General features: G+C 43.2%; 28 protein-coding genes. 25 read left to right on the top strand and 3 right to left on the bottom strand.

The features are described 5' to 3' along the window. The first annotated feature begins 51 nt into the window (after window positions 1-51). From AB8Q18_08550 to AB8Q18_08455, 20 genes are all read left to right on the top strand, one after another. Window positions 52-963: a hypothetical protein gene (locus AB8Q18_08550; GenBank protein XDZ50247.1), complete on the top strand. Its 912-nt coding sequence runs from the start codon at window positions 52-54 to the stop codon at window positions 961-963. Beyond that, window positions 960-1,529 carry a recombination protein NinG gene (locus tag AB8Q18_08545; GenBank protein ID XDZ50246.1) on the top strand — a complete coding sequence of 190 codons (570 nt, stop codon included), beginning with the start codon at window positions 960-962 and terminating at the stop codon, window positions 1,527-1,529. The genes AB8Q18_08550 and AB8Q18_08545 overlap by 4 nt, the downstream gene beginning before the upstream one ends. Next, window positions 1,519-2,127 (top strand): DUF1367 family protein, encoded by a 609-nt coding sequence (locus tag AB8Q18_08540; GenBank protein ID XDZ50245.1) that lies wholly within the window; start codon window positions 1,519-1,521, stop codon window positions 2,125-2,127. The genes AB8Q18_08545 and AB8Q18_08540 overlap by 11 nt, the downstream gene beginning before the upstream one ends. Window positions 2,128-2,165: 38 nt before the next feature. Continuing rightward, entirely contained in the window at window positions 2,166-2,840 is a 675-nt protein-coding gene (locus tag AB8Q18_08535) for a helix-turn-helix domain-containing protein (protein ID XDZ50244.1), read from the top strand. Between the two features lie 112 nt (window positions 2,841-2,952). Then, window positions 2,953-3,489: a hypothetical protein gene (locus AB8Q18_08530; protein ID XDZ50243.1), complete on the top strand. Its 537-nt coding sequence runs from the start codon at window positions 2,953-2,955 to the stop codon at window positions 3,487-3,489. 173 nt (window positions 3,490-3,662) lie between these two features. Then, a complete protein-coding gene (locus AB8Q18_08525; protein ID XDZ50242.1) occupies window positions 3,663-4,271 on the top strand; it encodes a hypothetical protein in 609 nt (202 codons plus the stop codon). A gap of 250 nt (window positions 4,272-4,521) precedes the next feature. Next, window positions 4,522-4,812: a type II toxin-antitoxin system RelE/ParE family toxin gene (locus tag AB8Q18_08520; GenBank protein ID XDZ50241.1), complete on the top strand. Its 291-nt coding sequence runs from the start codon at window positions 4,522-4,524 to the stop codon at window positions 4,810-4,812. Between the two features lie 2 nt (window positions 4,813-4,814). Beyond that, the gene (locus AB8Q18_08515) at window positions 4,815-5,111 is read left to right on the top strand and encodes an addiction module antidote protein (protein XDZ50240.1); all 297 of its coding nucleotides are present in this window, start codon (window positions 4,815-4,817) and stop codon (window positions 5,109-5,111) included. A 286-nt stretch (window positions 5,112-5,397) separates the two neighbouring features. After that, window positions 5,398-6,108, top strand: coding sequence for a hypothetical protein (locus AB8Q18_08510; GenBank protein ID XDZ50239.1), 711 nt, complete (start codon window positions 5,398-5,400; stop codon window positions 6,106-6,108). 2 nt (window positions 6,109-6,110) lie between these two features. Continuing rightward, the gene (locus AB8Q18_08505) at window positions 6,111-6,932 is read left to right on the top strand and encodes a hypothetical protein (protein XDZ50238.1); all 822 of its coding nucleotides are present in this window, start codon (window positions 6,111-6,113) and stop codon (window positions 6,930-6,932) included. After that, window positions 6,913-7,155, top strand: a complete 243-nt coding sequence (locus AB8Q18_08500) for a hypothetical protein (GenBank protein ID XDZ50237.1) — start codon at window positions 6,913-6,915, stop codon at window positions 7,153-7,155. Before AB8Q18_08505 ends, AB8Q18_08500 begins: the two co-directional genes overlap by 20 nt. 3 nt (window positions 7,156-7,158) lie before the next feature. Beyond that, complete coding sequence (locus AB8Q18_08495; GenBank protein XDZ50236.1) at window positions 7,159-8,742, top strand: hypothetical protein; 1,584 nt, start codon at window positions 7,159-7,161, stop codon at window positions 8,740-8,742. Window positions 8,743-8,819: 77 nt separating this feature from the next. Further along, the gene (locus tag AB8Q18_08490; GenBank protein ID XDZ50235.1) at window positions 8,820-9,305 is read left to right on the top strand and encodes a hypothetical protein; all 486 of its coding nucleotides are present in this window, start codon (window positions 8,820-8,822) and stop codon (window positions 9,303-9,305) included. Beyond that, window positions 9,305-11,785, top strand: a complete 2,481-nt coding sequence (locus AB8Q18_08485; protein XDZ50234.1) for a hypothetical protein — start codon at window positions 9,305-9,307, stop codon at window positions 11,783-11,785. Before AB8Q18_08490 ends, AB8Q18_08485 begins: the two co-directional genes overlap by 1 nt. A gap of 591 nt (window positions 11,786-12,376) precedes the next feature. Further along, complete coding sequence (locus tag AB8Q18_08480) at window positions 12,377-13,024, top strand: DUF4760 domain-containing protein (protein XDZ50233.1); 648 nt, start codon at window positions 12,377-12,379, stop codon at window positions 13,022-13,024. 190 nt (window positions 13,025-13,214) lie between these two features. After that, on the top strand, window positions 13,215-13,619 hold the full coding sequence (locus AB8Q18_08475; GenBank protein XDZ50232.1) for a hypothetical protein: 405 nt from the start codon (window positions 13,215-13,217) through the stop codon (window positions 13,617-13,619). Window positions 13,620-13,824: 205 nt separating this feature from the next. After that, window positions 13,825-14,496, top strand: a complete 672-nt coding sequence (locus AB8Q18_08470; GenBank protein ID XDZ50231.1) for a DUF4236 domain-containing protein — start codon at window positions 13,825-13,827, stop codon at window positions 14,494-14,496. A 49-nt stretch (window positions 14,497-14,545) separates the two neighbouring features. Then, window positions 14,546-17,185, top strand: coding sequence for a hypothetical protein (locus AB8Q18_08465; GenBank protein ID XDZ50230.1), 2,640 nt, complete (start codon window positions 14,546-14,548; stop codon window positions 17,183-17,185). 269 nt (window positions 17,186-17,454) lie between these two features. Next, entirely contained in the window at window positions 17,455-18,348 is an 894-nt protein-coding gene (locus AB8Q18_08460; protein ID XDZ50229.1) for a Bro-N domain-containing protein, read from the top strand. A gap of 133 nt (window positions 18,349-18,481) precedes the next feature. Further along, window positions 18,482-19,900 (top strand): DUF2971 domain-containing protein, encoded by a 1,419-nt coding sequence (locus AB8Q18_08455; protein ID XDZ50228.1) that lies wholly within the window; start codon window positions 18,482-18,484, stop codon window positions 19,898-19,900. Between the two features lie 72 nt (window positions 19,901-19,972). Here AB8Q18_08455 and AB8Q18_08450 read toward each other — a convergent pair whose 3' ends face one another. Next, window positions 19,973-20,725: a hypothetical protein gene (locus tag AB8Q18_08450; GenBank protein ID XDZ50227.1), complete on the bottom strand. Its 753-nt coding sequence runs from the start codon at window positions 20,723-20,725 to the stop codon at window positions 19,973-19,975. Window positions 20,726-20,784: 59 nt separating this feature from the next. Further along, window positions 20,785-21,264, bottom strand: coding sequence for a hypothetical protein (locus AB8Q18_08445; GenBank protein XDZ50226.1), 480 nt, complete (start codon window positions 21,262-21,264; stop codon window positions 20,785-20,787). 74 nt (window positions 21,265-21,338) lie between these two features. On the opposite strand from AB8Q18_08445, the gene AB8Q18_08440 reads away from it, so the two are divergent. From AB8Q18_08440 to AB8Q18_08430, 3 genes are read left to right on the top strand one after another with little or no spacing between them, the layout of a single operon-like run. Then, window positions 21,339-21,644: a hypothetical protein gene (locus tag AB8Q18_08440; protein XDZ50225.1), complete on the top strand. Its 306-nt coding sequence runs from the start codon at window positions 21,339-21,341 to the stop codon at window positions 21,642-21,644. Between the two features lies 1 nt (window position 21,645). After that, the gene (locus AB8Q18_08435) at window positions 21,646-22,698 is read left to right on the top strand and encodes a hypothetical protein (GenBank protein XDZ50224.1); all 1,053 of its coding nucleotides are present in this window, start codon (window positions 21,646-21,648) and stop codon (window positions 22,696-22,698) included. Continuing rightward, window positions 22,698-23,171: a hypothetical protein gene (locus tag AB8Q18_08430; protein ID XDZ50223.1), complete on the top strand. Its 474-nt coding sequence runs from the start codon at window positions 22,698-22,700 to the stop codon at window positions 23,169-23,171. The genes AB8Q18_08435 and AB8Q18_08430 overlap by 1 nt, the downstream gene beginning before the upstream one ends. Window positions 23,172-23,272: 101 nt before the next feature. Here the strand turns inward: AB8Q18_08430 and AB8Q18_08425 are convergent, their stop codons facing one another. After that, the gene (locus tag AB8Q18_08425; GenBank protein ID XDZ50222.1) at window positions 23,273-23,902 is read right to left on the bottom strand and encodes a glutathione S-transferase family protein; all 630 of its coding nucleotides are present in this window, start codon (window positions 23,900-23,902) and stop codon (window positions 23,273-23,275) included. 289 nt (window positions 23,903-24,191) lie between these two features. On the opposite strand from AB8Q18_08425, the gene AB8Q18_08420 reads away from it, so the two are divergent. Then, window positions 24,192-25,883, top strand: coding sequence for a hypothetical protein (locus AB8Q18_08420; protein ID XDZ50221.1), 1,692 nt, complete (start codon window positions 24,192-24,194; stop codon window positions 25,881-25,883). 16 nt (window positions 25,884-25,899) lie between these two features. Beyond that, window positions 25,900-26,550, top strand: coding sequence for a hypothetical protein (locus AB8Q18_08415; GenBank protein XDZ50220.1), 651 nt, complete (start codon window positions 25,900-25,902; stop codon window positions 26,548-26,550).

The raw sequence follows: 26,550 nt of genomic DNA, 5'->3' as shown, positions 1-26,550 counted from the left end.
ATGAATAATGACATATTCAAAATAGAAAATCAAGATCGGCAGGGCTGATAAATGAAATACTTCTCAAACATCAATAATGAAAAGTGCCTTGAGTGGGGGTTAAACCTTACTCAGGGCGCTTTGATGGACTTGCTAAGCCAACTACCGGGCTGGGCAGAGGAATCCTTTATTGATGGCAAGGTTTACTACTGGGCATCACGCAACGAAGTTATTAAAGAGTTGCCTGTTGCTTATTCGAAGCCAGACACGGTTTATCGTCACATGATGGACCTAAAAAAATTGGGCTTAATTGACCATATTAAATTAGGCCAAAAAGACATGGTGGCGATCACTCAAAAAGGGAAAGAGTGGTCGTTCCGAGACTCGGAAATAAATCCGAGTGACGGAAATAAATCCGAAGAAACTCGGAAAAATATCCGAGAAAACTCGGAAATAAATCCGACATATAAGAACACTAACCCTGACACTAGAAAAGATATAGAAAATAAACAAAAGAAATCTGCAAAACAAACCAAACACGAAGCAGCTTTGGCAATTCTTGCTGAGCACGGCGTGACTGACCAGCTGGCTGAGGATTACATCACTGTCCGTGGCAACAAGACTCTGACCGTGACTGCGATGCAGGGCGTTGTGCGAGAGGCTAGCAAGGCAGGGCTGAGTGTAGAACAGGCTGTGACGGTCAGTGTTGAACGAGGGTGGGTGGGGTTTAAGCATGACTGGCTGCTGAATGCTCAGGCTGCCAAACAGGCGCCTACTTACCGTGTTGCTGACCAACGACCTGCTGTTGTCCCGCCTGATGCTCCGAAGGCTCAGGCAGCTGGGCCTGAGTTGGGCGAGGGTGCCAAGCAACTACTGGCAGCACAGGCTGCTGCCCGTGATGGCAGTGGAGGGGGATTAGGTGGATCAGCACCGATGAGACTTGGAGATGTGCTCAAAGGCGCCTTAGCTGGTGGTCGATCATGAGTCAGGTTAAGCAAAAGAAATGCCGAGTGTGCAAAGCTCTGTTTGCCCCAGTTAGACCGATGCAAGCCGTTTGCTCTCCAGCATGTGCCATCGCCAAGGTTAAGGCCGACAATACCAAAAAGGCTAAGGCCTCTTTAGCTGCAAAACGTAAAGAAACAGCATTACGCAAAGAGTCAATCAAGACTAAGCCAGTTTTAATCCGAGAGGCTCAGGCCGAGTTTAATAAATTCATTCGGGCGCGTGATAAGGGCAAGCCTTGTATCAGCTGCGGTAAACCAGATTCAGGCGTAGCTAACCAACGAGACGCAGGGCATTACAGAAGCGTCGGCTCATGTCCAGAGTTAAGATTTGATGAAGATAATACTTTTGGACAATGCATTTCGTGTAACCGATACCTGTCAGGCAACGCCGTTGATTACCGCCTTGGTCTTATCGTCAGAATCGGTCTAGAACGAGTCGAGCGGTTAGAGGGTAAACATCCCCCTAAGAATTACACGCACGATCAACTGAGGGCGATTAAGGCCACCTACCGAGCGAAATTAAAGGAGATCGAACGTGGCAACTAAGATCATGATGGTTAAAGCTCAAGACGGCTCACTTCGGCCTGCTACGGAATACGACGCAGAGCAGTTAAAACGGATAAGGATCGGTCAGGCTGTAAAGATGGAAATGGCCAGACAGACTGACAGGTCGTTACAGCATCACCGGTTGTTCTTTGGTGGCTTCCTACCTACTGTGTTTGAGTATTGGCAGCCAGAGGGTGGCCTGATCGCCCAGAATGAGATTGAAGTCGTGGATTGGGTCACAAAGCGAATTGATCGGCTATTAGGGATGGGCGGCCAAATTCACAATATGGGGAAGGAAGCACTCAAAGCCTTGGCCGTGGGTAGGGCAGAAAAGGTTGGACAAGTCCCATACAAAGACATTAATGGACTTCGTGACTGGTTAGCCAGAGAAGCAGGGCATTACGATCTGGTGGATACACCGGCAGGCTTTACTAAGAAAGTTAAATCGATCAGCTTTGCGCGTATGAACCAGGATGAGTTTAACGATTTCTATAAGCGTGTTTTTAACGTGGCATGGAGCATGGTTTTAAGTAAGACATTTAGTAGTGAAGCTGAGGCGCAGGCGGCGGTGGATCATTTAATGGCTCTTGGTAATTAACCAAGGACCGTAAACAGAATAGTAGGGAGGATTGCATCATGCCAATTTCTATTAAAACACCACCTAAGGTTAGTCCTAAGCAAGTCTCTGCGGATAACCAAACGATTAACCGGCTGATCGGTGAACGGCTTAAAACTGTTCGACAGCAGCTGGGTATGTCACCTCAACGTGTAAGAGAGGCACTGGGGATGCATAAATCCAATTTGTCTGAGTGGGAGAACGGTAAAAAGTCGATCCCTATTCGTTGGATCGTCCAGATGGCTGAATTTTATGGCGTGTCCATTGATTACCTGGTTGGCTCAAACAATATGCCTGTTGAGACCAGAACAAGCTTAGAGGTGACTGAGATGCTTCATGCAATGGGGAATGTGTACTTAGGCCAGATAGGCCAAATGGTGGGGCAGATCGCAAGCCAAGGGGTGCTCAAGGATCAGAAGATCAATAACCTTGTTGATGCTGGCCAAGAGCTGCTAATCGCCATGGAACGAATGATTGATGTGAACCCCGAATACTTTGAAAACGAAGTGCGTAATGGAGCCAAGGTTCAGGCTGGGCTAGAGCGTTTCAAGGCAAACCTTCAGGACACAAAAGAGGCAATTAAAAAGCAGCGTTTGATACACCAATGCCCTGAGCTGATTGTTGAAAGCGTAAGTGTCGTAGGCAACCAGAACTGCCAGCAAATGCTTGATTTAGGCCTTGGTGATGATGGCTAAATTTATAGACCAAGCTTAATGTTTTAGTAGTTTGGGAGATAGTAATATAATACTGTTTTATTTAATTTAAATATTAATAATATAAGTGAGTTTCTATGAAGAAAGTAATATTATGACTGGCTTAGATGATTTCTTGCTTAAGACATGCCGGCTATATACCCAACATTTATATAACACCTTAACATTCCAAAAGGATCGAGTGATCCATGATAATGATGGAAGCCTGCTTGGTTATCATTCAAGAGCTTTGACGTTATTGCTGCACCCTGAGAAAGCTTTGATTTTTAGAGGGTTTTCTAAAAAATATTACGCCACAAAAGAAAGTAGGCATTTAGAACATATTGTTCCATTATCATTTATATGTAATAAAGTTTGTGAGCTCTTTGATGGTAAGTTAGAGCTGGTAGGTGATGAGCTTGATAAGCTATTAGATGATGGAGCTAGATTAATGTACCAATGTCTTGGCATTGCTTTCATTACCAAGGAAGAATCTAAACTACTTGATAAAGCTAGTGGCTTGAAAGCAGATATGCCCAGTTGTTGGGATGATAATAAAGATCCAATCTGTAGGTTGCATGCGGTTGGAATTGAGTTGGTTGATGAGAATGGTAATGAGATACGAACACTAAAGGTTGAATTGCCGTTGTAGTTACGCCAATGATGGAAAGTAAGTAAACAGCTCACCTCGAAAGGGTGGGCTTTATTTATAAGGAAAACATTTATGAATTTAGGTTATAAACTGGTGGTAAACTGATAGAGTATAAAAATAAATTTACGGTGAATGGCTTGGTAAAAGAACTGATATTCTCGTTGGCGGCTAGTATGTTTTTAAGTAGCTGCGTTACTTCTACTGTTTATAAGCATAGTAGGGAAGAAAGTATCCAGGCGGTTTTTATTCAGGGGGATAAGCTCTATGCTGCAGGGCCGGAGTTTGAATATGAATTTAATGGAAACTCAGTAATTAGGCTGCAAAGTTTTTTAAATTCTACATATAAAAATAAAATATTATTTACTACTGCCAATTTTTGGGATTACACAAAGAATACAAATGAAATACGTGGGAACTACAGTATCTATTTAGATAAAGAAATTTTTACTAAGGAAGAAGTTGATGATTTAGTTAAAAATTACAAATTTGGTATTGTGAATGTACTGGGAACCGAGGGTACAAAAGCAATGAATAAACTGTTACCTGATCGGAATATAAATAAACCTTTGTTAAGTGGTAATTATTACTTAGAAGGTAGAGTGGTTAAGCTAGATAATCGTGATGAATTACTAGAAAAATATTTATTAAAAAAACCATTGGAAGTGACGGTTGAGTCTTATGGTAAGGAAGTTAGTGTAAATGGTAAGGCAATCTTGGGCCCTATGCTTGTTGCTCCTGCTTTTATCATGTGGGGAGTTGCATGTAAGACCCAAGGGTGCTAAATGAATAATGATAAGGCTTCAATTGTTTCAGCCATCCTTAAGGGGTGGCTTTTTTGGGCCAGCACAATACATCATAGAAGCCAAGCTGGCGCCACGAAACAGATACGCGCGCACGCGCGAGCCTGAGACGCATTGTGATTCGTTCTGGCTAGGGCAGGTGCCCCAGTAATAAAGGAAACTCTTTATTGTATGGCGTATGGCATTGGATGATATTACTTGCAATTGTATCTATTTGGATACATAATGAGGCATGTACAGTATTCAACAAACCGAGATGTTCGCTAAATGGCTGTCTAGCATGAGGGACAACCGAGCCAAAGCAAAAGTGCTTGTGCGCTTACGTAGGGCGATGGGGGGTAATTTGGGTGACATTAAAAGCCTTGGTGATGGCGTCAGTGAGATGCGTATCACAGAAGGCGCTGGTTATCGTCTTTATTACACCATGAGGGAAAATGTACTTATTATCATGTTGGCTGGTGGTGACAAAAGTAGCCAGCAGGCAGATATTGTAAAGGCCAAGGAAATGGCCAAGGAGGTATAGCTATGAACGATAAATTATTAAATTTTGATATTGCCGACTACCTAGACAATGAAGAGGTGATCGCTGAGTACATTAATGAGGCACTGGCCAGTGTAGAGCAAGACGGTGATCTTAATGTGTTGTTGGCTGCTATTTCTGACGTGGCTAAGGCTAGGGGTATGACGCAGGTAGCGAAAGATGCAGGGTTGGGCCGTGAAAGTCTTTATAAAACACTGGCTCCTGATGCTAAGCCACGTTATGAGACGGTAAGCAAACTATTAGCTGCTATGGGATTGCGTGTGGGAGTTGTACCAGTCTAGGCAGATGATTGTTGTTGTAAGAATTTACCCTATTTAACCATGGGGTATTTTTTCGCCTATACGTTCTGAATAGATGTTTTTCCGAGTTCATAAAAAGGTTTCGGCATACGTTAGGAAATGAGTTTTTTTGATATGTCAGATAGTAGGTTTTCTATATTGCCAGCAGTTTTTTAAAGTTAATTAGAACCGGCCTATTAAAGGGAACGCGTTAAAACCAGCACTCAAAAGTGAGGAACAATAAGCCCATTATGAAAATAGTGGGCTTATTTTTTATGGGAAGGATTGCATGAGTAAATCTGAAAGCAAAAAGACTGATTCTGCCCTGGCCGAAAAAACTAAAAAAACGGCCTCAAAGGCCAGTGCTACAAGTGCGAAGGCCCCGGCCAAAGAGCCTGCCTCAAAGCAGAAGGCACCGGTTAAGCCTAAAGCGGCCGCAAAGGCAAAGGTGGCCGCTAAAAGCGGGCCCAAATCGAAGCCTAAGTCTGAATTGCCTGGCCACACCATACCACCTGAAATATTCGCTCAGATGATGGAGTACATCATGGGCGGTATGTCTATTGCTGATGTTTGCCGAAAAGAGGGGATGCCGCCACGTATTCGGTTTTATCGGGCTCTACATGCTGATGAGAAAGGTGAGCTTCGCGGGCAGTACGATGATGCCTGTGCGATTCGAGCAGATTACCTGGCTGATGAGATTGTGCGTATTGCCGATGATTCGTCATTGGACGTTGAATTTAAGGCTAATGGGGATATTGATTACAGCAAGAAGAGCGTGGAGCGTTCCAAGCTGATGATTGAGGCCCGTAAATGGACGGCCTCTAAGTTGCGTCCGAAGCTGTGGGGCAACCAAGTGTCTGTTGATCTGAACGTTGACGCTAGCGAAGAGAGCATCCAAGCACTTCAGGCAATTGGTGAGAAGAATATGGCTTTGGCCATGGCTAAGGCCGAGGAGGTTCGACGCCGACTGGCCAATCAAAACTTAGATGATGAGGAATAACCATGCATATACCGCCATTCGTGACGTCACGCATTAATGCGACGTTTAAAGAGCTGAGTGTTGGCTCGATTATTGAGCTGTGCAAAATGCCCGTTGAGCACAATGAACTTGGGATCACCAAATCCATTGAAGCGTTCTTGTTGGACAGCAACCTAGCGCTGGCTCATTGGACGGCCCAAGAGCGGTACGCCGCGGTGATCCATTACCAAGTCCACCTTCACAACAAGGGCGAGGCATTCAATATTGGGCCAGACCTTGAGGCTACGATTATTGATTATTTGGGCCGTGACGGCGCCGACCATCCCATCACAAAAAACAAATACAGCGTTGGGCCTGATGAGCTGGTGTATCGTTTTGAATTGGATGCAGGGTCCGATGATCCAGACCAGCTGGAAATGCGCCCGTTAACCACGGCATGGGTTGAGGCTGTGGAGCGCGCCGTGTTGCGTGGGGATGTGCGGGGTGTATCAAATAAAGATGCAGCATGGGAGATGGCCTGTATCGCGGCACAAGTCCATGCGGCCGGTACCGACATGAATGTGTTTGACGAGGTGAGCATCGACAGCTTTATCAAGAACAACATTGAGACACTATTGGCCATGCCCGCCAGCTCATACAAAACCCTGTTGGGCGAGTTTTATACCGGTACGGCCATCATGGATCATATCGTGCGGTTGCGTGTTTTTGATGATGGATTTGTGTTGGTGCCATGGGATGAAGGGAAAGGGGGTGAGGGTTTGCCACCCTACCGATTTCAATTTGATTCCCTTATCAGCGAAGACGCGTTTGAAGCATGGGGCGGATATGATGTCGCTGGTGTCTAGCCTGGCACTTGAAGCACGACAGCCTTTTAGTGAAATTCTTAGTCAGCCGGTATCGTTCATTGATGACCTGGTCGCAACCAAGGCGTGGAAAAATCATATTGAAAACGACGATGAGGCCCAGAAAATGAAAATCATCGTTGAGAGCATTCAGCGCGCAGCAGAGGCGATTTGTAAAACCATAGCCAATGGGCTGTCCAACCTAATTAAAGGCCTTGGGAGATAACCTGTGGCCGCTAGACGTTCCATTTTAGACCTGCCGGCATACCACTCCTTTGTTGAGCGATACGCAACCAATTTTGAGTTGTTTTGCTACGAGGTGGCCGGCCTTGCTTTGTCTGAGGATCAGCAGGACTTTGCCCATGTGATTGTGGACCCACGAGCAAAAGTCAGCGTGGTGTCTGGTACCGGTACCGGCAAGACGACCGAGATTGCCCAGCTGCTGCTTTGGCACTTATGGTGCCATCCGGTTGCCTACTATGATGGCAAGTTAGAGATTGGCAGCAACGCGTACATCGGCGCGTCGTCTTTACAGCAGGTGACAGATGGTGTTTGGAAGGAGATGAACGACACCATCCAGCGCATTAAAATGACTGGCCACCTAAACTGGCTGATCCAACGCACCCAAATGAAGGCTGAGCGGGTATTCATTCAGGGCTACAAGGATCAGTGGTTCATCACCAAGGTGGCCATGGCCAAGGGCCAATCTATTTCGATTGCGGGTAAGCACCGGTATTGGCAGTTGATCGTGGTCGATGAGGCCGCTGGTGTTCAGGACGAGCACTTCAACGTGATCAACGGCACCCAGACGCAGGATGGTAACAGAACAGTTTTACTGTCTCAGGGCGCCAAGACCACGGGTTTTTTTTACGACAGCCACCACAATCTTTCGTTGGCCAACGATGGTGACTGGGTGAATCTATGCTTTAACTCGGAGCGGGCGCCGCATGTTTCGGTTGAGTATCTGCGCAGTATCGCTTTGCAGGCTGGTGGCCGAGACTCAGTGGAGTACCGCGTTCGTGTGCTGGGTAAGTTTGCCGAAAATGAAGAGCTCAACCTGATTCACCGGCGCATGATCGACGCCATCTACAATGAAAAGTCCCAGCTGATTGAGGATGGCGAGCCATGGGGCTGGTTTATGCTGGTGGACGTTGGCGCCGGCGAGTACCGAGATTATTCGGTGTGCACTTTGGCTAGAGTGACCGGTGACGACGACATCACTGGGCCCAACCCGCGCCGCGTTGAGTATGTGGGTATTCCCTTGCACATCAACACCACGACCGTGGCCAAGTTTAAGGGCCTGCTGCTGGAGATTTACGGAGAGTTGTCGAATGCCCGCATGTTGATTGACTCGGGCGGTAATGGCCTTGAACTGTGTAAAGCTTTGGAGGATGAGGGCGTCGATGTGCACCGCGTGCGTTGGGGTGATCCATGCTTTAAGAAGGAGAACAAAAAGCGCTTCGTGAATCTGCGGGCTCAGTGCTATGTGCACTTACGTGATGCCATGAGGCAGAAAAATGTACGGTTCGCCTACAAGGAGATGAGCCCCGCATTACGTGCCAGCTTTATCTACCAGGCTACACACCTGCCGTATTTCTTCACCGAGAAGGTTCAGTACCAGATGATGAAGAAAGAAGACATGCGTAAGCAGGGCATTAAGTCACCAGACATTATGGACACCAAGGCTTTCGCTTTTCTTGAAGGGGTGCATTACAACGTTAGTGAGGCAGCTTTTGCTGGCGGCACCAAGAAGGACAAGCGTAAAGAGCGCATGCTGGCTGCTAAAAAGAAAATGATGGGAGAGGTGGCCTAGAGAAAGGGAACGGGGCCATTAAGCCTATTTAAACAAACTCATAATAAGCCCATTGTTAACGCACAGTGGGCTTTTTTATGTCGAACGATCTATTTTCTTGGGACGAGTTGATCCCAAATCCTAAAACAGCACCTAAAAAACTGGTGTCTGTATTCAAGCGCGCGGGCGCCGAAATCGCCTCATCATGGGTGGGCGATAAAACCAAGCGCGAAAACAGTATTTCATACCGTGAAATTTGTATTGCCTTGGCCGATAGTCAGCAGCTGGTGTTGCGCGTCAAGTCCACCGGTGACATCTATCAAGTCCGCCTGAACGGTAAAATCCTGCCCATCAAAGAGCAGGACGACGTCCGTAAATCAATCGCAGAAATCATCAAGTCGGCCGAAGCCAATTCGACCCGCTTTCAGAAGGCCTTGTCTCGTAAAAGAGTGGTGATGCCCAAGGGTCTTAAATCAACAACCAAACGCAAAGAAGAAGCTTTTGCCAGTGAATTGGAAGAGCTAGATCAGCTGATCGCCGAAGCTGATACAGAGATTGTCCGCCTAAAAGAAGGTGGTGCGTAATGGCTGTTATTCGTGATCAAGAAGGCCATGTGAGTGAGTTGCATGGTCTGCCTATTCAGCTAGAGGCCTATGCGGGCACCTACCGTACTAAGCCTGGTAAGCAGCCCATATTGATTGCCTCGGACTACGGCGAAATTGTGGGTACCGTTGGCGCTGATGGTGATCCGCTGGATTGCTATGTAGGCGTTTTCCCTGAAGTGCTCAACATCTATGTGATTAATCAGGCCACGGCCGCTGGCACCTTTGATGAACACAAAGTGATGTTTGGGTTCTTGAGCCAAGCTGATGCGGTGATGGCGTACCAGCTGAGCACCTTCAATAAGGAGCCATTGAGTGTCATTCCATGCACCATGGCCCAGTTTAATTGGTGGCTAAAGTTCGGTAATAAAAAAGCCGAAGTCACCGCACAGTCATTTCCGTTTGATCCAGAAAGTGAGATTGCCATGCAGCAGAATATTTTTGATTGGGGCCAGCCTAAAGCTGCTGCCGGCCTCGCGATTTACGACATGGGCCGCGTTGACCAGGCTGAAGAGCTAAACGAAGCGGTGACCTACGACGACATGATGGAAACCATCTTGGCCGAGGGCGGTGAGTTTAGCCCAGAGGTTGTGATGGATGCGCTGGTGATTCAGCAGCAAATGCTGAGCCGTAAAGCACGCCAAATTGGTATGGCCTTAAACCGGCTTGCTGGTGGTGATATTCAGGTGAAGGAAGAGGGTATTCAGGTAAGTGAGCCTTACAAGGTCAATGGCACCATCAATGTGGCCGTGATCTTTGAAATGACTGATGGCCAAACCATCAGTGTATTCATGCATAACCCTGATGCCTCACCCAAGACAATCAAACCAACTGACAACTTGATTGCCTGGCGCTGGTTGTTGAACCGCAAAGACATCACGACTGTGGTGGCCAAAGAGAATGGCCGTGATCAACAAATCAACATTATTGCCAGAAAAGTGATGGCTTTGGTTGAAGCAAATGCTGGGCGTTTCCTGCGGGCCAATAAGCGCCGTACAGAGCGTGAAGCGGCCTTGGGTGAGATGCAGGCACAGGTTGAGGCTAAGCGCGCCGTGTTGGTGGCAAAGCTGGCTGAGATTGAGCAGTTGAAAGCTGGTGTGGTACCGGCTGAGCCGTCAGTTGACCCCGTAGAGCCTACTGAAGCCCCCGCGTCAGTAGTGGACCCTGAGGGGGTGAACCCTAGTAACGAGGGGTTAAACCCAGTAGATGCAATGGTTCCTGCCTCAGAAGTGCCGAAAGAAGGGAATGGCCTCAATGAGGGGGTTAAACCCATGGCTAGTGGCGTGGTGACGTTGACGGGGAATGAGTTGGGCCATGTTGATGAAAACACCAAAGAGGGTAAGCAACAGCTTAGAACTCAGGCCAAGGCTTTATTTGAAGAAATGCTTGGCGACTGGGTGGACTGCCCGGCATTGGGTGGCAAGGTCGAAATTAGAAAGCGCGGCATGAAAAAAGTATTGAGCGCGAGCCGCGATCCTCGAAAACTGAAGGTGGTTGCTGGGCTTAAAAACCTGATTACAGCTGCCAACAAAGTGAAAACAATTGAGCCATATAACGTTAATGAAGACCCAAGTGCCGTGGCGTACCATATTTTACAGGCGCCCGTGCAGCTCGGTGATGAGCCATTGAGTGTGCGGATCGTTGTGAAAGAGGACCACCAAGGTGAGTTCCACTATGACCACTCTGTCCACCCAAATCAGGCTGTGTTGGATTCTGCCCAAGAAAAAAGCCCAACAGACGTTGAGCTTAATTCTGTGACTACTTCCAACGACAGGGGGACGTACCCTTCCCGTATAGCGAGCCACGAGCTGGACTCCAGTATCTCTGTATTGGATGCAGTTGTCAATAATGGCTTGGTTCTAAACCTGTTTTTTGTGGATGAAAATGGCGTGGTGATCCCTGATGTAGTTGACGATATCGACCTGGATGAAGAGGCTGAGGAGTCTGCCGGCGACGTTGAGCCAGGAAGTGATGTTGTTGTGGATGCTGTAATCAATACTGAGCCAGACTTAGTTACTGAGGGCCTAGTAGAGGAGGTTGCTGTGCTAGATGAAGCTGGGGATGTAAGTAACCCTGTTGATCAAGAGGGTGAACCAGAACCAGAACCAGAACCAGAACCAGAACCAGAACCAGAACCAGAACCAGAACCAGAACCAGAACCAGAACCAGAACCAGAACCTAAGGATACTTACGTACTTGAGTCTGATACTCAACCAGAAGGGCCAGAAGCATCTGTGGTGCAAGATTCGGTTCAGGATGATAACGAGGTTGAGCCTGTGGTGTTGGATGACACACAGTTGGCTGAGGACGTGTTAAAGGCATCCTTAGTGGTAGCTGAGAATAATGCACCGATTAGCTTGGCTGAAGGAGATTTAGAACAGGCTACGCTTGAGGCTGATACGGCTGAATCTATACGGGAAGCTTTGGACGTTTTAGATTCAGAGCCTGAGTTGCCGTCATGAGTAGGTAGTTTGTTGCTGTGTGAGGATATTGGCTCGATCCAGTGGCTTGAGCTGCTGGGTCGAGTATGACTTAAAGAGAAATGTTCATCGTGTGTTATTGGGCCAGCGGGGCTAAAAATGCTCTAATTTCTAGGTCAGTTTTAGCGAGAACTCAATGTTTATGGGTAGTCTGACCATAGTTCAGTAGTTTTTTTGATACAAATTTGGTGACAAGTGTCAAAATTAGCCATTGGCTACAGGGCAGACCCCGTAATGCTTACAGTTGGCTTTCTTCATAAAACAGGGCAAAAAGCCAGTAAACTCTGGGTTCTCGTGTATATTTCGGCTGGTAATATTGGCGAATTTGTCTTACTATTACTGCATAGTAAGTAGCAATGCTAAAAGGTAATTACATAAGTGATTTCGAAGCGTCGTAGCTTACGTCGTTCTTTTTATAGCATGTATATGCACTCAGCTTAACAAGCAACTTGTTAAGTTTTTTTGTGTCTATACATTCTACTTAAGGTAGTTTTGCAATAATAGAGTAAGGGAGTATTAATATGAAATTCATGACGAGAAAATTAAACATTCAATTAGTTTCTGAGGGATATGATGACTAAGAAAAGTTTTGTTAAACAGGTTAAAGTAGGCGGATGGGTGTCAGTTTTGGCACTAGCCGCCTTCTTTTTATCAAGTTTAACTTTTCTTCAGTCTTACTTAGCTAAGTTACACCTAGCCTCTTGGGAGAGAGGGGAGTGGCTTAGTCTGGCTCAACTAGTTATTATTTTTATAACTGCAGTGATAGCTATTATCACGATGAGGTCGAATAGACGTACATCTTGTGAAGTTGCGACATTAAGTGCTATTTTGAATGATTATCAAGATACCGTTTTTTATGAGGCAAAGATGCAGGTGTATGATTATAATAAGAAACATAAAAACACTCATCAGTCATTAACTAGTTTGTTTGAGCAGAATTTAGAAGATTTAGAATCAGATTTAATGAAAGAAGTAAAGACAAGCTCTATGTTAGTGCTGAATAGAAGTGAGTTTTTTGCTAGTGCTATAAACGCCAAAGTAATTGATGAGGCGCTTTATAAGCGTGTACATTGTTCAAATATTCTTAGGCTGTGGTCTGTCATGTCAGGTCCTGTGGACCGGTTGAGGGTAAAAACCGGAAAGAAAACCTTATTTCTGGATTTGGAAATGTTGGCGAACAAATGGGAAGCCAACCCGTTAAAAGAAGAAGATTTACGTTAGCCTAGCGCTAAAAAAAGCCACCGCCCAGGTGGTTTTTTTACGTCTAATTGTTGCGATAGTTATGTTTGCGTAATAAGCCAAGATAAGCTATAAATTACTATCAACGGGCGGCACTATAAGGCTCTATGGGGATGTATATATGAACCGATATTTGTATAAGGACTACTGTAAAAGCATTGATGATCACGAAATGATTGGAATCATCAATCATGCTCTATTTTTAGCTCAAAATGCTGGTGGTAGAGTTGTTTTTTCAACAACTTTAAAAGATAACTTTCCGAATAATGAATTGCTTAAAGCAGAAAGTATAGCCGGTTTAGATGATGGTTTTTTTAAAAGGCTACTTAAAGGTTCAAATGTTTTAGCTGGCGTTGAAATTGCTTACGTAGTGGCAAAAGACCTTTCTAGCCATTTAATTCATGATAAGGATGTTGTAATTTTAATATATTGCCCACTGGTTAAATTATTAGAGTTAGAGAAAAAGATTTTTGCGCACGACTTAATTTATTTAGCTCCATATGTGCAGCACCATAAAGGTGAGGATAACAGTTGGGAAACGGTTTGGGATGGGCAGGTTACCGTGATGGATGCTTAATCCCCAAATTGTATGGGGAATATGTCTGCTACCGAGTAATATCTCAAACAAAGCCCAGTATTGCTGGGCTTTTTTATTTGCTCTGATTATTCATAGAATACTTAACTATTTCATGTAGTGTCTAGCACTGTACCCAATATAAATACGTTATAATCATATAATAAAAATTATTGTGATTAAAAATTCATTGCGTGGGAGATAGGTAATGGGATTCAGGTTTAGAAAATCAATTAAGCTAGGAAAAGGGCTGAAGTTGAATCTAGGTAAGAAAGGCTTCACTAGTGTAACGATCGGTGGGCGAGGCGCTAGCGTTAATATTGGGAAGAGAGGGACTCATCTTAATGCAGGTATACCTGGCACAGGCTTATCATATAGAACCAAGTTAAGTGGCAATAAAAGTAGGGCTACTCCATCAGGACCAAGAGCTACTAGGGCCTCAGTTAGTAATGAGTTAACACGATTATCTAAGTTGTATGATAAAGGTGTTCTGTCTGAATCAGAGTTTGAACTGGAAAAAGACAGGGTACTTGGATATTACCAGGAAGAACCGGTTAAAAAGAAAAGTACGTTCTGGAAGCTGATTAAAACTATTTTCTGGGTATTCCTCTTTTTCGCTATTATTTCTCAATGCTCGAAGAGCAATAAGGATGAAGCATCAACAGCTAGCAGCCCTAAGAGTACTTCTGAGGCAGCGACTGAAAGTAATCGTACTCGTTCATCTAATGTGGGCTCAGCTAGTAATACCGTTGATAGAAATGCAGTGAAAAGTCGTGAGTCAGGCAAGAATAAGGCTAATGTGCTAGATGAAAAACCACATCCTAAGTATGAGAATAAAGACCCCGGTAGAGATGGGGCTGAGATTGATAATTTGTTTTAAGTAGTGTCTAAGTGAAGCTTTTTTTAATTTTTATATAGTAAGGGATCATGTGTTTATTTCTACATCGTTGATAAATGAAATTAAGTGCTCTATAGAAAGTAATCTTTTTGGGGCAGAGCGATTGCTTGAGATTTGCATTGAAGTAAATGACTTATATAAAAATCAACATTTTGGGGCTTGTCATGGTTCTATAAGGCTACTAGTGGACTTTACTTTAGAAAGGCTTGGGATTGATAAGTTTCATAAGCTTGGAGATAGTAAATATTGGAAGGGTGAACTGCATAAAGATTTAGCTATCTATCAAGAAATATTAGGTAATATAAATAATAAATTAAATAAAACTTCTTTTTTGTGGGAAGGTAAAGAGGACTTTATTGCTAATGACTTAAATGAAGTTTATCAAACTCGAGTGTTTGCTAATAATAATCTACATAAATTAGCCGGTATGCATAAGATTAGTTTAGATGAAAATACTCTTCCATCTAAACAACAGGTACATTTATTAATTTCAGTGTGTTTAACATCAATGATACATCGCTCTAAAAGCATAGAGAGCAAAAATATTCATTACGAGAAGTTTACTAAAGGTCTATCCTTCGAAACGTTTAAAACAACTGATGAAAAAATTGATTATTATTTTCATTTTTATAATGTAGCTTTTGAGAATAAGTCCATAGCCAAATTAAAAGGTATTTTAGGAAAAACAGAATCTGTGACAATTGCCTTACATATATGTAGAGGAGCCTATGATGAAGCCCAAAGGTATATAAATAAAGCTATAGATCAGTATTTAAAGGATAATAAAAATAAAAAAGATAAAGATTTAAATCGATTAGTACAGTTAAAAACGTGTTTGCTAAATGTTTATTTGTTTAAAAGACAGTTCAAGAGTGCAGATAAGCTTGCTCAAGAGATGTTTAGTCAATTTTATGATAAGTATCCTACTTATGTGAAGTTAATATCAAATAAAATGTGGCTATATTCTGTGAATAATAATGTGGGTGAGAAACAAGTAGAGGATTGGGCCGAAAAATATAAATCTTGTTTAGGCCCTTGGCAACTACCAGATGATATTGAACCTGATTATAAGTATATTTTTGATGAAGTATGGAAAGACATACATCATAAAAAAAATAATATTATAACTTATGGTCGGTATGGCAATAGAATTTTAGGGCCTGCAATTCAAATATTTTGTAAGTCAATAATAGATACATGCTCATATGGCTTACTAGATAATATCCCGAAATATATTGAAAGTATGATTCAAAGTACTATTCTTGAATTAGAAGTACAAGAGTGGAGTAATTATAAGGATCTTGACACTTTTGTTTTAAATATGCTTTATACTTATTTTTTGTTTCAGCCTTATATGAAACTAGAAACTTATAAAATGATAGTTTCTATTTATAACAATTACAACATTGATGACTCACTTCCTGTTAAATTTATTAATCTAGTCGGGGATCGTTGTAGTATCGAGTTAATAGAATTTTTAATAGATAATAGCCATAAGTTAGAGATTGATCATATATCTACCCTCAAAGATAAAGTTAAACAAGTTTATTTAAATAAAAAATTTCCACTTCGACACGCTAGATGGTCCTCTGAGCCTCAATTTCTTAAATTATTTACAGTTTTGACTTTAACTCAAAAGTCTATATTAAAAAACGATATTGATTTTATTATCATAGAAATTGATAGATTAGATTTACTACCATCACAAAGAATTATTGGTTCTATAATTGAGGAAATGGTTATAACGTTAACTGATTTAAAAAGAATTGAATTTTATTTTAATCTACGGGAGCTATTAATCGATTTTATTCAGAAAGAGCGCGGGGATAAATTATTTAATGCATTCTATTTTTATAGGTTACAAGGCGAATATAACGATTTGACTTTTTGTGAGTCACTATCTTTGCAAAAATGGTATCAATATTATGCAGCTACAGATAAGGTTGATGGACTGACAAGTATTGAGTTAGTTACTCAGCTAGAAAAAACTATTGATTTAATGGGGACCTCTAAAGAGACTAGAGAGTGGATAATAGATTCATATCATAGAGTTTTTTCAAGGGTCATTAAGCATTTGATTCAACAAGATTATAATGACTTTAAACTGGTTGGCCAAATTATGTCCAGCTTATTAGATAAAATATTTCAAAGTCAGCCTATTAAGTCAGATAAGGATGTTGATGTTTTGTATGGTCCATTATATGGCTTGCTATGCTCGGAGTTACCAGTAGACTTATGCATTATTTTTTATGAAAAAGTGCAGGAGATACTATCCGCTTGTGATGAAAACCCCACGGGTAATGGGAAAAATGGGGAAGGTAATATTTATTATTTTTATAGCTTATTAATTGGCTCTGTGGTTAATAATAAAAAAATTAATAATGAAGAACTCTATCAATTACTGTTTCAACTCGAAACAGTTGAAGAGTATAGAAACTTAGCAGTATCTTTATTCTATTTATTTAAAAGATTAGAAAAAGAAAATAGAGTTATTTTGAATAATGTAATGATTAATATATTACTAGATAAAACTAAAAGTTTTCAAAATCAACAATCTATTGCAACCATATATAGAAAAATGTGTGACATAGATCCATTTTCGTTGAAGTGTTTTGAGTTAAAGAAACATTTATTTTCACCTATTATTCAGAAAATTATATTGGGTACATAGATGGGATATTCGTCCCTTGACTATCATCAGTTAAATTAGTACTATTGCTGCACGAGGTGTCGTAGCCTCCAGTAGCGTTTATTCACCACGATAGTGTGATTTTTTTGCGTCCATAGATTCCTTTCGTTGAAAAAAAGATTTCTTATGGCCGAGAGGGTGGCTAATACAAGACCTGACTTGTCAGGGAATACGCCCATCCTACTTACTGGGACTACGAACCTCTTGGCCGCCCATTTGGGCTTATCTCGTAGATAAAGTAAGGAGTCATCATGAACGCAAAATTAACATTCAACAAAGTGTCATTCAATGCTGTAAATAACCCTAGCGATACAACTCAAATTTGGATTACATCTGCTGACTTGGCCAAGGCACTCGGTTATGCTCGACAGGACTCTGTGAACAAGATTTATGAACGTAACAAGGATGAGTTCATAGGATCGATGTCACAGAACGTCAAATTGACGTTCAGCGGGGAAATCAACGGGTTACGTCATCAAACTACAAAAGTTTTCTCACTGAGAGGGTGCCATTTAGTGGCCATGTTTGCAAAGACATCAGTAGCAAAAGAGTTCCGGCGGTGGGTATTAGACATCATTGAGAAGAGTGGCGAGCAAAGTAATATCGAAAGCCGGCTTAGTACACCAACTGACCGAGTACCTTTAAAAGACGCTGTGAATGTTTTAGTAGCCCGCCGCAAGATAAACTACCCAACAGCTTATGGAATGGTTAATAGCCACTTTGGAGTTGAGTCATCAAAAGAGCTGACTATCGATCAATTGGCTAGTGCTGTTAAGTATGCCTATGATTTAGCATTGGATGGAGAGGTTATGGATGACGACTTCCAACACCCATTATTTAATGAGCCAAATACAAAGCCCTTAGAGTTAGATATGAGACCATTCCCAGCAAGCATCTTAGAGGATGACTTCGGGGAGAGGGCGTTGACGTATAAAGGCTTAGTTGATCTTTACGGTGAGCGTTATAGAGGGCAGGTGCCAATAGCTAGCTTACTGCGCCAGCTGGAAAGCCATGGCTATGATACTAGCGGTTGCTGGATGGAATATTCAGGTTTGAGACACTTATTACGGAGTACGCATCAGCGCCTGGAGAGGGTACAGGATTTTCTATATATGCCGGTAAGTGCAAAGTTAGCTTCTAATTAATTGAAAGGCCACCTTCGGGTGGTTTTTTTGTTATGTATATGTTGTATTAATTATATGATGATTCGGGTATATTGTGTGATTCTAAAAAGTGTTAATTTATTATTAAGTTATAAGTGTTTTATTGGATCACAACATGAGTAAGAAATTCTATCGATTTCGAAGTATTGATAATTTATTTGGAGAGTATAAAGAATTAGAGAGGCAAAGTATTTTTTTTGCTGCTCCGGACTCTTTGAATGATCCAATGGAAGGTTTTCGAGACATCTATTGGAAAGGTGACTATATCATTTGGCGAAATTTATTTCGGCACTATTTTCGTTGTCTAGAGGATTACTTCATAAAAGTTGTTTTATATAGCGAGACTATTTTAACTGGAAATGATATTAATGTTTTTTTAGGAATGCAAGATGATGATTTTCAAACTACTAAGCATGCTGAATCTTTTAAGAAAATATCGGAAACTTTCTTAAATAATGAATATATTGATACCTTGATTCAGAAAATAGCAAGCAGATCAACGGTGATACGGAAATCCGAGCTACTCTTATATATTAATACAATTAATTCTTATGCTGTAGGGGTGTTAGAGAGTCATTTTAATGGTGGTGACAGTAGTAAGATAGAAGCCAGCTTAAAGGGTATTCAACATATCTTGGATGGTAAGTTTTTTGAAAATTTCGAAGCAATGATTGATTCGGAGGAAAGCTTTAAATTATCTAGCCCTAAAATGCTTCAAGGTTATATGTTTTTGTCAGAACAGCAGGCTTTAATGCATAAATATAATTTGCTAAAGAATAACTTAAGCATTAGAAGTTATATGCTTTTGGATTTTCCGAAATTATACGTAGAGCAAATTCAAAAATTAATGTATCCAGACTGGTACACGGCTTGCTTTATGACAGAGTGTGCAAATTCATCGATTTGGGCGCATTATGCTAAAAATCATACTGGTGTTTGTTTGGTTTATGAAGCGCAAGATGGCCAAGATGGTTCTAGTCTATTAAGTCTGAGATGGAAAGAAAACCCAGATCAAAGAGTAAACTATGCAGAGAGAAGTAGCTTTCAGTTTAGACCTATTGATTATGTTGATGGTGCAGGTGAGATTGATTTTTTCAGATCATTAGGTAGATTGCCATATCCTGGCCTACTTTCCACATGGTATTTTTCTAATGATGAAGAAAGTATATGTGCTAATGCAATATTGAATGATGAAGATGCTTGGCGCGATACATATTGGGCTAGCTTTTATAGAGATATAGTTAAAAAAACGAAAGATTGGGCCTATGAGAATGAGCATCGGTTAATACTGACAAGCATGTTTCGTGACTTATCTAGTCCTGAGGACAGAACTTTGACCTATGAGTTTCAAGATCTTCATGGGCTAATATTTGGCATTAATACTTCAACAGAAGATAAGATCAAGGTTGTGAAGTGTATAGAAAAAAAATGTATAGAGCACTCAAGGAAAGAATTTGAGTTTTACCAGGCATATTATTGTCATGATAGTAAGTCAATACTTCATTACCCATTATCATTGATAAAGTTCACATGATTGATAATGTAGTTATCTGGATTATTCTTTTGTTGCAAAGTTTAAAAAGCCGCGCTGATCCGCGGTTTTTTGTTATTTCGTTTCTGGGTCTGGTTTGGAAAGCTTGGCCTGAATCTTGACGGCCTCAGATTTAAGGGATTCGACCTTAGCTTCAAGACGGATGACCTCTTGGTTTAAGGCATCAATTTTTTCTGAATTTATGGCCATGGGTAACGGTGGTGTTTTGTCATGGATTGTGATGGCAGTTGGCTTTAATGAATAGAAAGCTGGTCCTATAATTGATATTCCTAAAGCGAAATATGCAAAAATTGCTTGAAGTCTTAAATATTTAATTTGTTTCTCATGCGCGATTTTATCTGCGGAAACATATTTATTTCTTTTTAGTTCTAAAAGCGCGCCAGAGGGGATAATTATAGAGCAAATATAATCTAACTCATGATTCATTTCTGTAAAAACCCCAAACATCTCATCAAACATGCCGTCAATTATTTGGTCTTGTTTCTTTTCTTTCTGTAGTCGAGTAAAGGTGATGCTTGGTTTGGTAAAAATTAATCCTTTTTGCTCTAATCGTTTTAACGTGGAGTAAATAGTGACAATACGAATTTTGATTTGATGAATAATTTTTTGTTTAAATTTGTTTTCTGGATCGATGAATGTAAGGTCATAAGTGTCTTTATTAATAACTGATGGAGCAACAATGATGGCACATATTTTACTGAGATCTTTACTGAGCCATTGTGTTGTTTCGTTTGATTCTCTGTTTTCTTGATATTGGTCCAAAAAAAAATCAATGATGCCTTGCTCTTCTGCGCTGAACTCGCTCATTTTTGATAGCAGCCTGGTTGATTATAATGTCTGATATGATATCAAAATATCATACCTATTCAAATGGTCTTAAAGAACCCCATAAACGACTCAGCCATGCCCATGGCTGAATCAATACTGCGCTGTTTCTTGAAGTACAGGCAAATGGCCAGTACGGCCACATGGCCATTCCCCAATTCTTGAATGCTGTAGTTAAGCCGTCCACTTTCTTTGATGCCATCCACCTCAATTTTATTGTTGATTAATAGACGTTTGGCATCGTCATCAAACTCAATCGCATCAGCTCCTTTTAATTCACGGTATGCCTCCAGAGCAGCTTGAAAGTCATCAGGCTTAAACAGCATGTCACGGTTGCTGGATGTTGGAATGTCGGTGATTAAAACGTAATCCTCTTGCCTGGTTAAATCAAACTCAGTTTCCCCCAGAATCAGTAAAACACTTTCGCCATCAATGTTGTCGATCAGAGCCAGAACCGATGTGGCGCCGCCAGAGTATTGGCCAAAGGCCGCGTTGATTTGTTTGGGTTCATGCTCATTCATGGGAACAGCCTAAATGTGGGTGAGTAATGGCATTTATTATCACATGGTCTAAAAATCAACTTTAAGGGGTTCTCATGGCGATTGATTCTATGCAGGTGGCCATTGCCTTCCGTGAAATGCGAACGGCCTCACAAGACACTAAGGCGCATCAGCCACACCTTCCCTATGATGTACAGCGGGCACAGACGCTTGATCCAAGCCTGACTAATCAGTTTGTGTATGGCAACCGCTCTGACTGGATCGCCACCGCGGCCCAAGTTGGCTTTGTTGATGTTGATCTGCCGATCACCGAGGGTACACGACGCTTTCTTACGCCTGATCGATTGGTGGCCATCATCAACCGTGGCAAGAAGAAAAAAACTGGTATGAGTCTGTATTAAGATGGCCCAGAATATTAAAAGCCAGCTTGATCTGGTCAAGCAACGCGAACAGATTGCCGACAGCAAACGTTCTGGCGCCGGCAATATTTTGAACCTTGGTGATGTGCTTAATTTGCCGCCAACGCGTGCGGAACGAGTGCTGAGCAAGATCAACCGAGATAAAGGGGCGATGACTGAGGCCTTGCAGCTTGAGGACTTAAAGCGTTTTGAGGCATCGATGCGAGGCCTTCAAGATGAGTTTAAGCGCATGGGTGTGCAAGGTGGCATTCATCCGCGCACGGTCATTAATAAAAGCCTCAAAATCGACATTAAGCGGTGCCAAGATGAAATTACCTTGGCGGCGCCGGTGCGGCAGGATCGAAATGGTACTGTTGTCTTTAGGACAAATGCCAGCCATAAAAGCGGTGACTCGCACCACATTGTTACTGTCGAATTCTTGAACTTTCAGGCGGCGCTGGCTGGTGGCAACATCACCAATGAACTGGCTAATCAAGTGAGCCGCGGCGCCATACGTTTTGACTGTGATTGTGGCAGGCATCGATTCTGGTACCGCTACATTGCCTCTGTCGGTGGGTATGCACAGGGTAAGCCAGAGACTGGTTTCCCGAAGGTGCGCAACCCCAACACGAAGGGCATCGCCTGTAAGCATGCTTTGCGTGTGATGCTGGTGTTGACAAAGTCCCCATCTTTTACCAGGTACATGAAGGACTATTTGGCGAACTACCGACAAAAGCCCTTGGCCCGCGCCAAAACGGCCGGTAAGCGCCAGGCTGACAGTATGGCCCAAACGTTGGCCAAAGAGTCTTGGACAAGTAAAGCTGTGCGCCGTCGTAAAAATGCAGTGCCACCGGCGGACATTCGAGATGCTTTTAAAGGCGGGGCTGGGCAATCTATCGCTGGCACCGGCATGTCGCCGGCTGATTTGGCCAGAGCCAAGGCTAAAGCCATGAGTGCATCAGACGTGGCCCGAGAAATTAAGCGCAGCGTGGATAGCGGTAAGTTGTCGGCTGAACAGGTAAGCGCCATTCAAAAAATATTAGAAGGTGGGAAGTAATGAAGAACCCAATCAATGCTGTTTTAAATAGGGCCGTTCGTCAGCTCACATTAGCCCACATCAATGCAGTGGACGTGGCCATATATCGCAAGGTGGGGAAGGACGCCGGCAGTGATCCACAGACCATTGGTGGCGCAATGGAGCTAGGCATGGATGATGAGGCCGAATATCAGATTGATCTATTGGGCGCGGCAAAAATGCTTCACACCGAGCGCTTACCTGGTTCAGAACATGCTGGTGAGGGCTTTACCTACGCAGACGGCCAGATACTGGTCAACATTGAGCCAGTCATTGAAAGTGAGTTTGAGGTTCAGAAGTATGATCGCGTGTACCAAATATTGCCCAACATGACTATTGCTTATCAGGTATTAAAGGTTATTTCACCGACCAGTTTGCCAGGCAGTCGCACGACGGTTTATTTGCTACAACCTTTGGAACAGCAAATTTATTCAGAAGGTGACGAGCGCTATTAGAGACTATTGAATATTTAATAGGCTATATCATCTCATAGCCAAGTCATATGAAAAATGCTAGCCAATCGACTAGCATTTTTATTTACCTAGCTTATTACTTGCTATAGCCCCATTTCCTTAGCCATATTGGTATTCAGTTTTTGTGCCTCTATAAAAGCAGGGCGAGTAATGGCCTTCTGGTAGTAAGCTGCCAAAACATCATTTAATGGCATGATTTTTGTGTACTCACTCGCTGCGGCCAGTAAGGCTACAAGCATTATGTCTACCGCCGAAAAATCCTTTCCTAATAAATAAGGACGCTTACTCAAAACATCAGTGACTTGCTTTTCCAATACGCTTAACTCGGGATAGCCCAAGGCAAAGCGCATTTCATCACTCAATTTAATTTTATATTTCACATCAGTCATAGCGGGTTCAAACTGGTTACAAATAATAAACAACCACTTGTAGTACTCACCGCGTAAAGGATTGTCTAGTGAAGGTGCCAGTTTTTTATCAAGGTGTAAATCTGCCAAGTACGCAACAATTGCTGCGGTTTCACTGATAACAATATCGTCATGTACTAGTGTAGGTACTTTGCCAGCGGGGTTCAATTTTAAATATTCAGCTGATTTCATCTCAGTTTTGAATGCCAAAGGTATGTATTCGTGTGTTTGGCCACATTCAGCCAACATCCAAGAAACTGTTACTCCACGGGAATGGGGGTTAGTATAAAGAGTCATAGTAGACATGGCTTTTCCTTTAAGTTAAGGGTGTTGTTAATGGACAAAGAATAAAGGAAGTGGGTGTCAGAAACTGTCAGCATGGTTTCATTTGAACAGTATATGGCTTGGAGAATTAATACGGAGAAGCCATTTTTGAGGTAATTGTGCTCATGAATAACCCACCCTTTGGGGTGGTTTTTTTACATCTTTTCACAGGTAGGGAACGCGACAAAAAGCCCCTTGTAATCCATATGAGAATACGTTCACTGCAGTACTGTAATCAGTTTGTGATTGTTAATTTTATGGAGAACAACATATGTCTAAGGCTATTTCTGCAAATCCCGCAGATCAACAAACCACCGCCCGCGTGCTAAAGGCAGGTATTGCTGCAGCACTCAATGCTGGCGGTGCCGCGTCTGTTGCAACGTTTGACAGCGTGGGTATCGAAAATCAATTAGCGAGTTCTGAATCAGGCGTCGTTGGCACCTTGCTGACGGCTTTGCCTGATTCCATCAATTATGGCGGTTCTGATCGTTCTACTGCCGCTGTCGTTATGGATGCAGTGGCTAAAGGTGCTGCGCTTTATGAGCGTGAACACGGCCACGCCGCACCTTACTGGGTGATGGATAGTGCCATTCGTTCTAACTTGGCCAGCGTAGACAAAGACTACGCTAGCCAAATCGGTTTAGACAGCAGCTATACCGCTACCTTGGATGATGCTTCAAGCGTATCAGGTGGAGCTATGTCTGTGTCCAGTATTGTTACTGCGGTTTACCGTGCTTTCGCTGACATCATTCCCTTTGGTGGCCAGATCGCCATGGATAAGGGCTTAGAAGGCCGCATCATCTTGGCCGGTCATCGTGCCCAGCGTGCTACGGGCGATTACGATCGTTTTGAGTCATTAGATGGTCGTAATGCTGGTAAGACCTTTATGGGCGGTACCCGCAATGTCGATGCAGAAACTACTGATAATGCGAAGTACGAAGGCACCATCAAGCTGTCTGTGGGTGATGCTACTGGCTCGCCCATCTTGCCATCGTTGATCAAAGTTTTGGTGAATGGCTTTATTGTCGCTTCTGCGCCAACGGCCTCTAGTCGTGGCACTTTGGTATCAACATTCTCTGGCAACATCAAGCTTCCCCAAGGTAAAGCGATTTCTGTATCAGCTGTCGCAAATTGTGAAACCGGCAAGATTGACGCCACGTTTACGCCGGCATTGGAAGCCTTTGACTCTGTTGTGTTTGAAGCTGAAGTTGACTTTGAGCATGAAAAACTCAAAGACAAACGCCCTCGTGTTGAAGCCTATGCTGAGCACCATGCCATCCGTGCTAAGTACATGACTGGCTTCTATGTGGCGACTGAAGAAGCACGTCACCAATGGAATAGTGAAGTTCGCTTAGACCAGGGTGCAGAAAGTCTTTATGCATTGCGTGCCCAATCTGGTGCAGAGCGTCATTTCAATGCGGTGAAGTCTATGTACCGCATCGGTAAAAACTTCAATTACAACTTCAAAATGGATTTGGCCAATCGCCTTAATGAGCGTTCGCGTGAAAGCGTGTGGCGTGACTTTAACTTCCAGTTAACTGCGGTTGATATGGATATGGTCAGCCGTACCAATCTAAATGGCGTAAGCGTACTTTACGTGGGCGAGCAGGGCGCTGCTGAATTCGCCTCAATGCCGGCCGAAGTATTCCAGCCGTCAGGTATCCCATTCCGCCCAGGCATTTTCCGTTTGGGGACTTACTTAGGTAAGTACGAAGTTTATTTCATTCCCAATACCATGAAAGAAGAAAAAGAAGTTGGCTTCGACATCTTGTGTGTCGGCCGCTCTGAGCAGGTGGGCGCTAACCCATACATCACTGGTGACTCACTGGGTATTCGCGTCACCCCAATTGCCGCCAATCAAAGTGGCGAAAGTGGTCAGTTCTACTTCCAGGCTTTAGCGGGCACCGTGAATCCTCACACTCAAGCTGCCGCGGCCGCTTCTGTGATCAGCGTAGTTTACTAAAAGAAAGGTGGGCTTTATGTCTGAATTAGATAAACAGCTCACTACTGACGTTGCTGGCTCGGGGGAAACCCCGGCGCCGGTGGCTGACGTAAGTGAAAGCGTAGAAACCAAAGTGCCAGAAACTGAACAAGAATATCGTGATTTTTTGGCGTCTGTCGGTGTGTCTGTTCGCAAAAATGCCAGCATGGAGGCTCTTGTGGCCGCTTGTGAAGAGTACCAACAAAGCCAAGCCCCGGCCCCAGCTGCTGCTGAAGCTGGCGGTGCTGATGCCTCAAATGAGCAAGTTGATGCTGAGCAAGAACAGTCTGTTGATGAATTCGCAGGCGGCGCCGGTACCGACCAGGTGTTGGACGAAGAAAAGTCAGCGGCTGAAGCAGGTGGTGCTGATGGTCAAGGCGAAAGTGGCGGCGACCAAGAGGCTACGGCAGCAGCTGAAACAGTGGACTTCCCCGTCACGGGCACAGTGCACAACCTGACCATTTCAGATTGTGCGTTTCCAGAGCTGGGCAAACAGCCAGGTCGCTTTATCAAATCTGGTGGCTCTGCTGCCGTTAAGTTTGACAATGCTGATCAGCTCAATAAGTTTCAGTTGAACATCGCAAAACTGCGTGTGCTGAACAGCTGGAAAGCTGGTGTGGGCATTATTTTAGAGTTGGAAGGGGCATAG

It is taken from the genome of Neisseriaceae bacterium CLB008 (genome assembly GCA_041228285.1).
In the GTDB taxonomy this organism is placed as follows: Bacteria; Pseudomonadota; Gammaproteobacteria; order Burkholderiales; family Neisseriaceae; genus JAGNPU01.
Note: the sequence above shows the minus strand (reverse complement) of the source record. Positions and strands in the feature narration are given on the sequence as shown.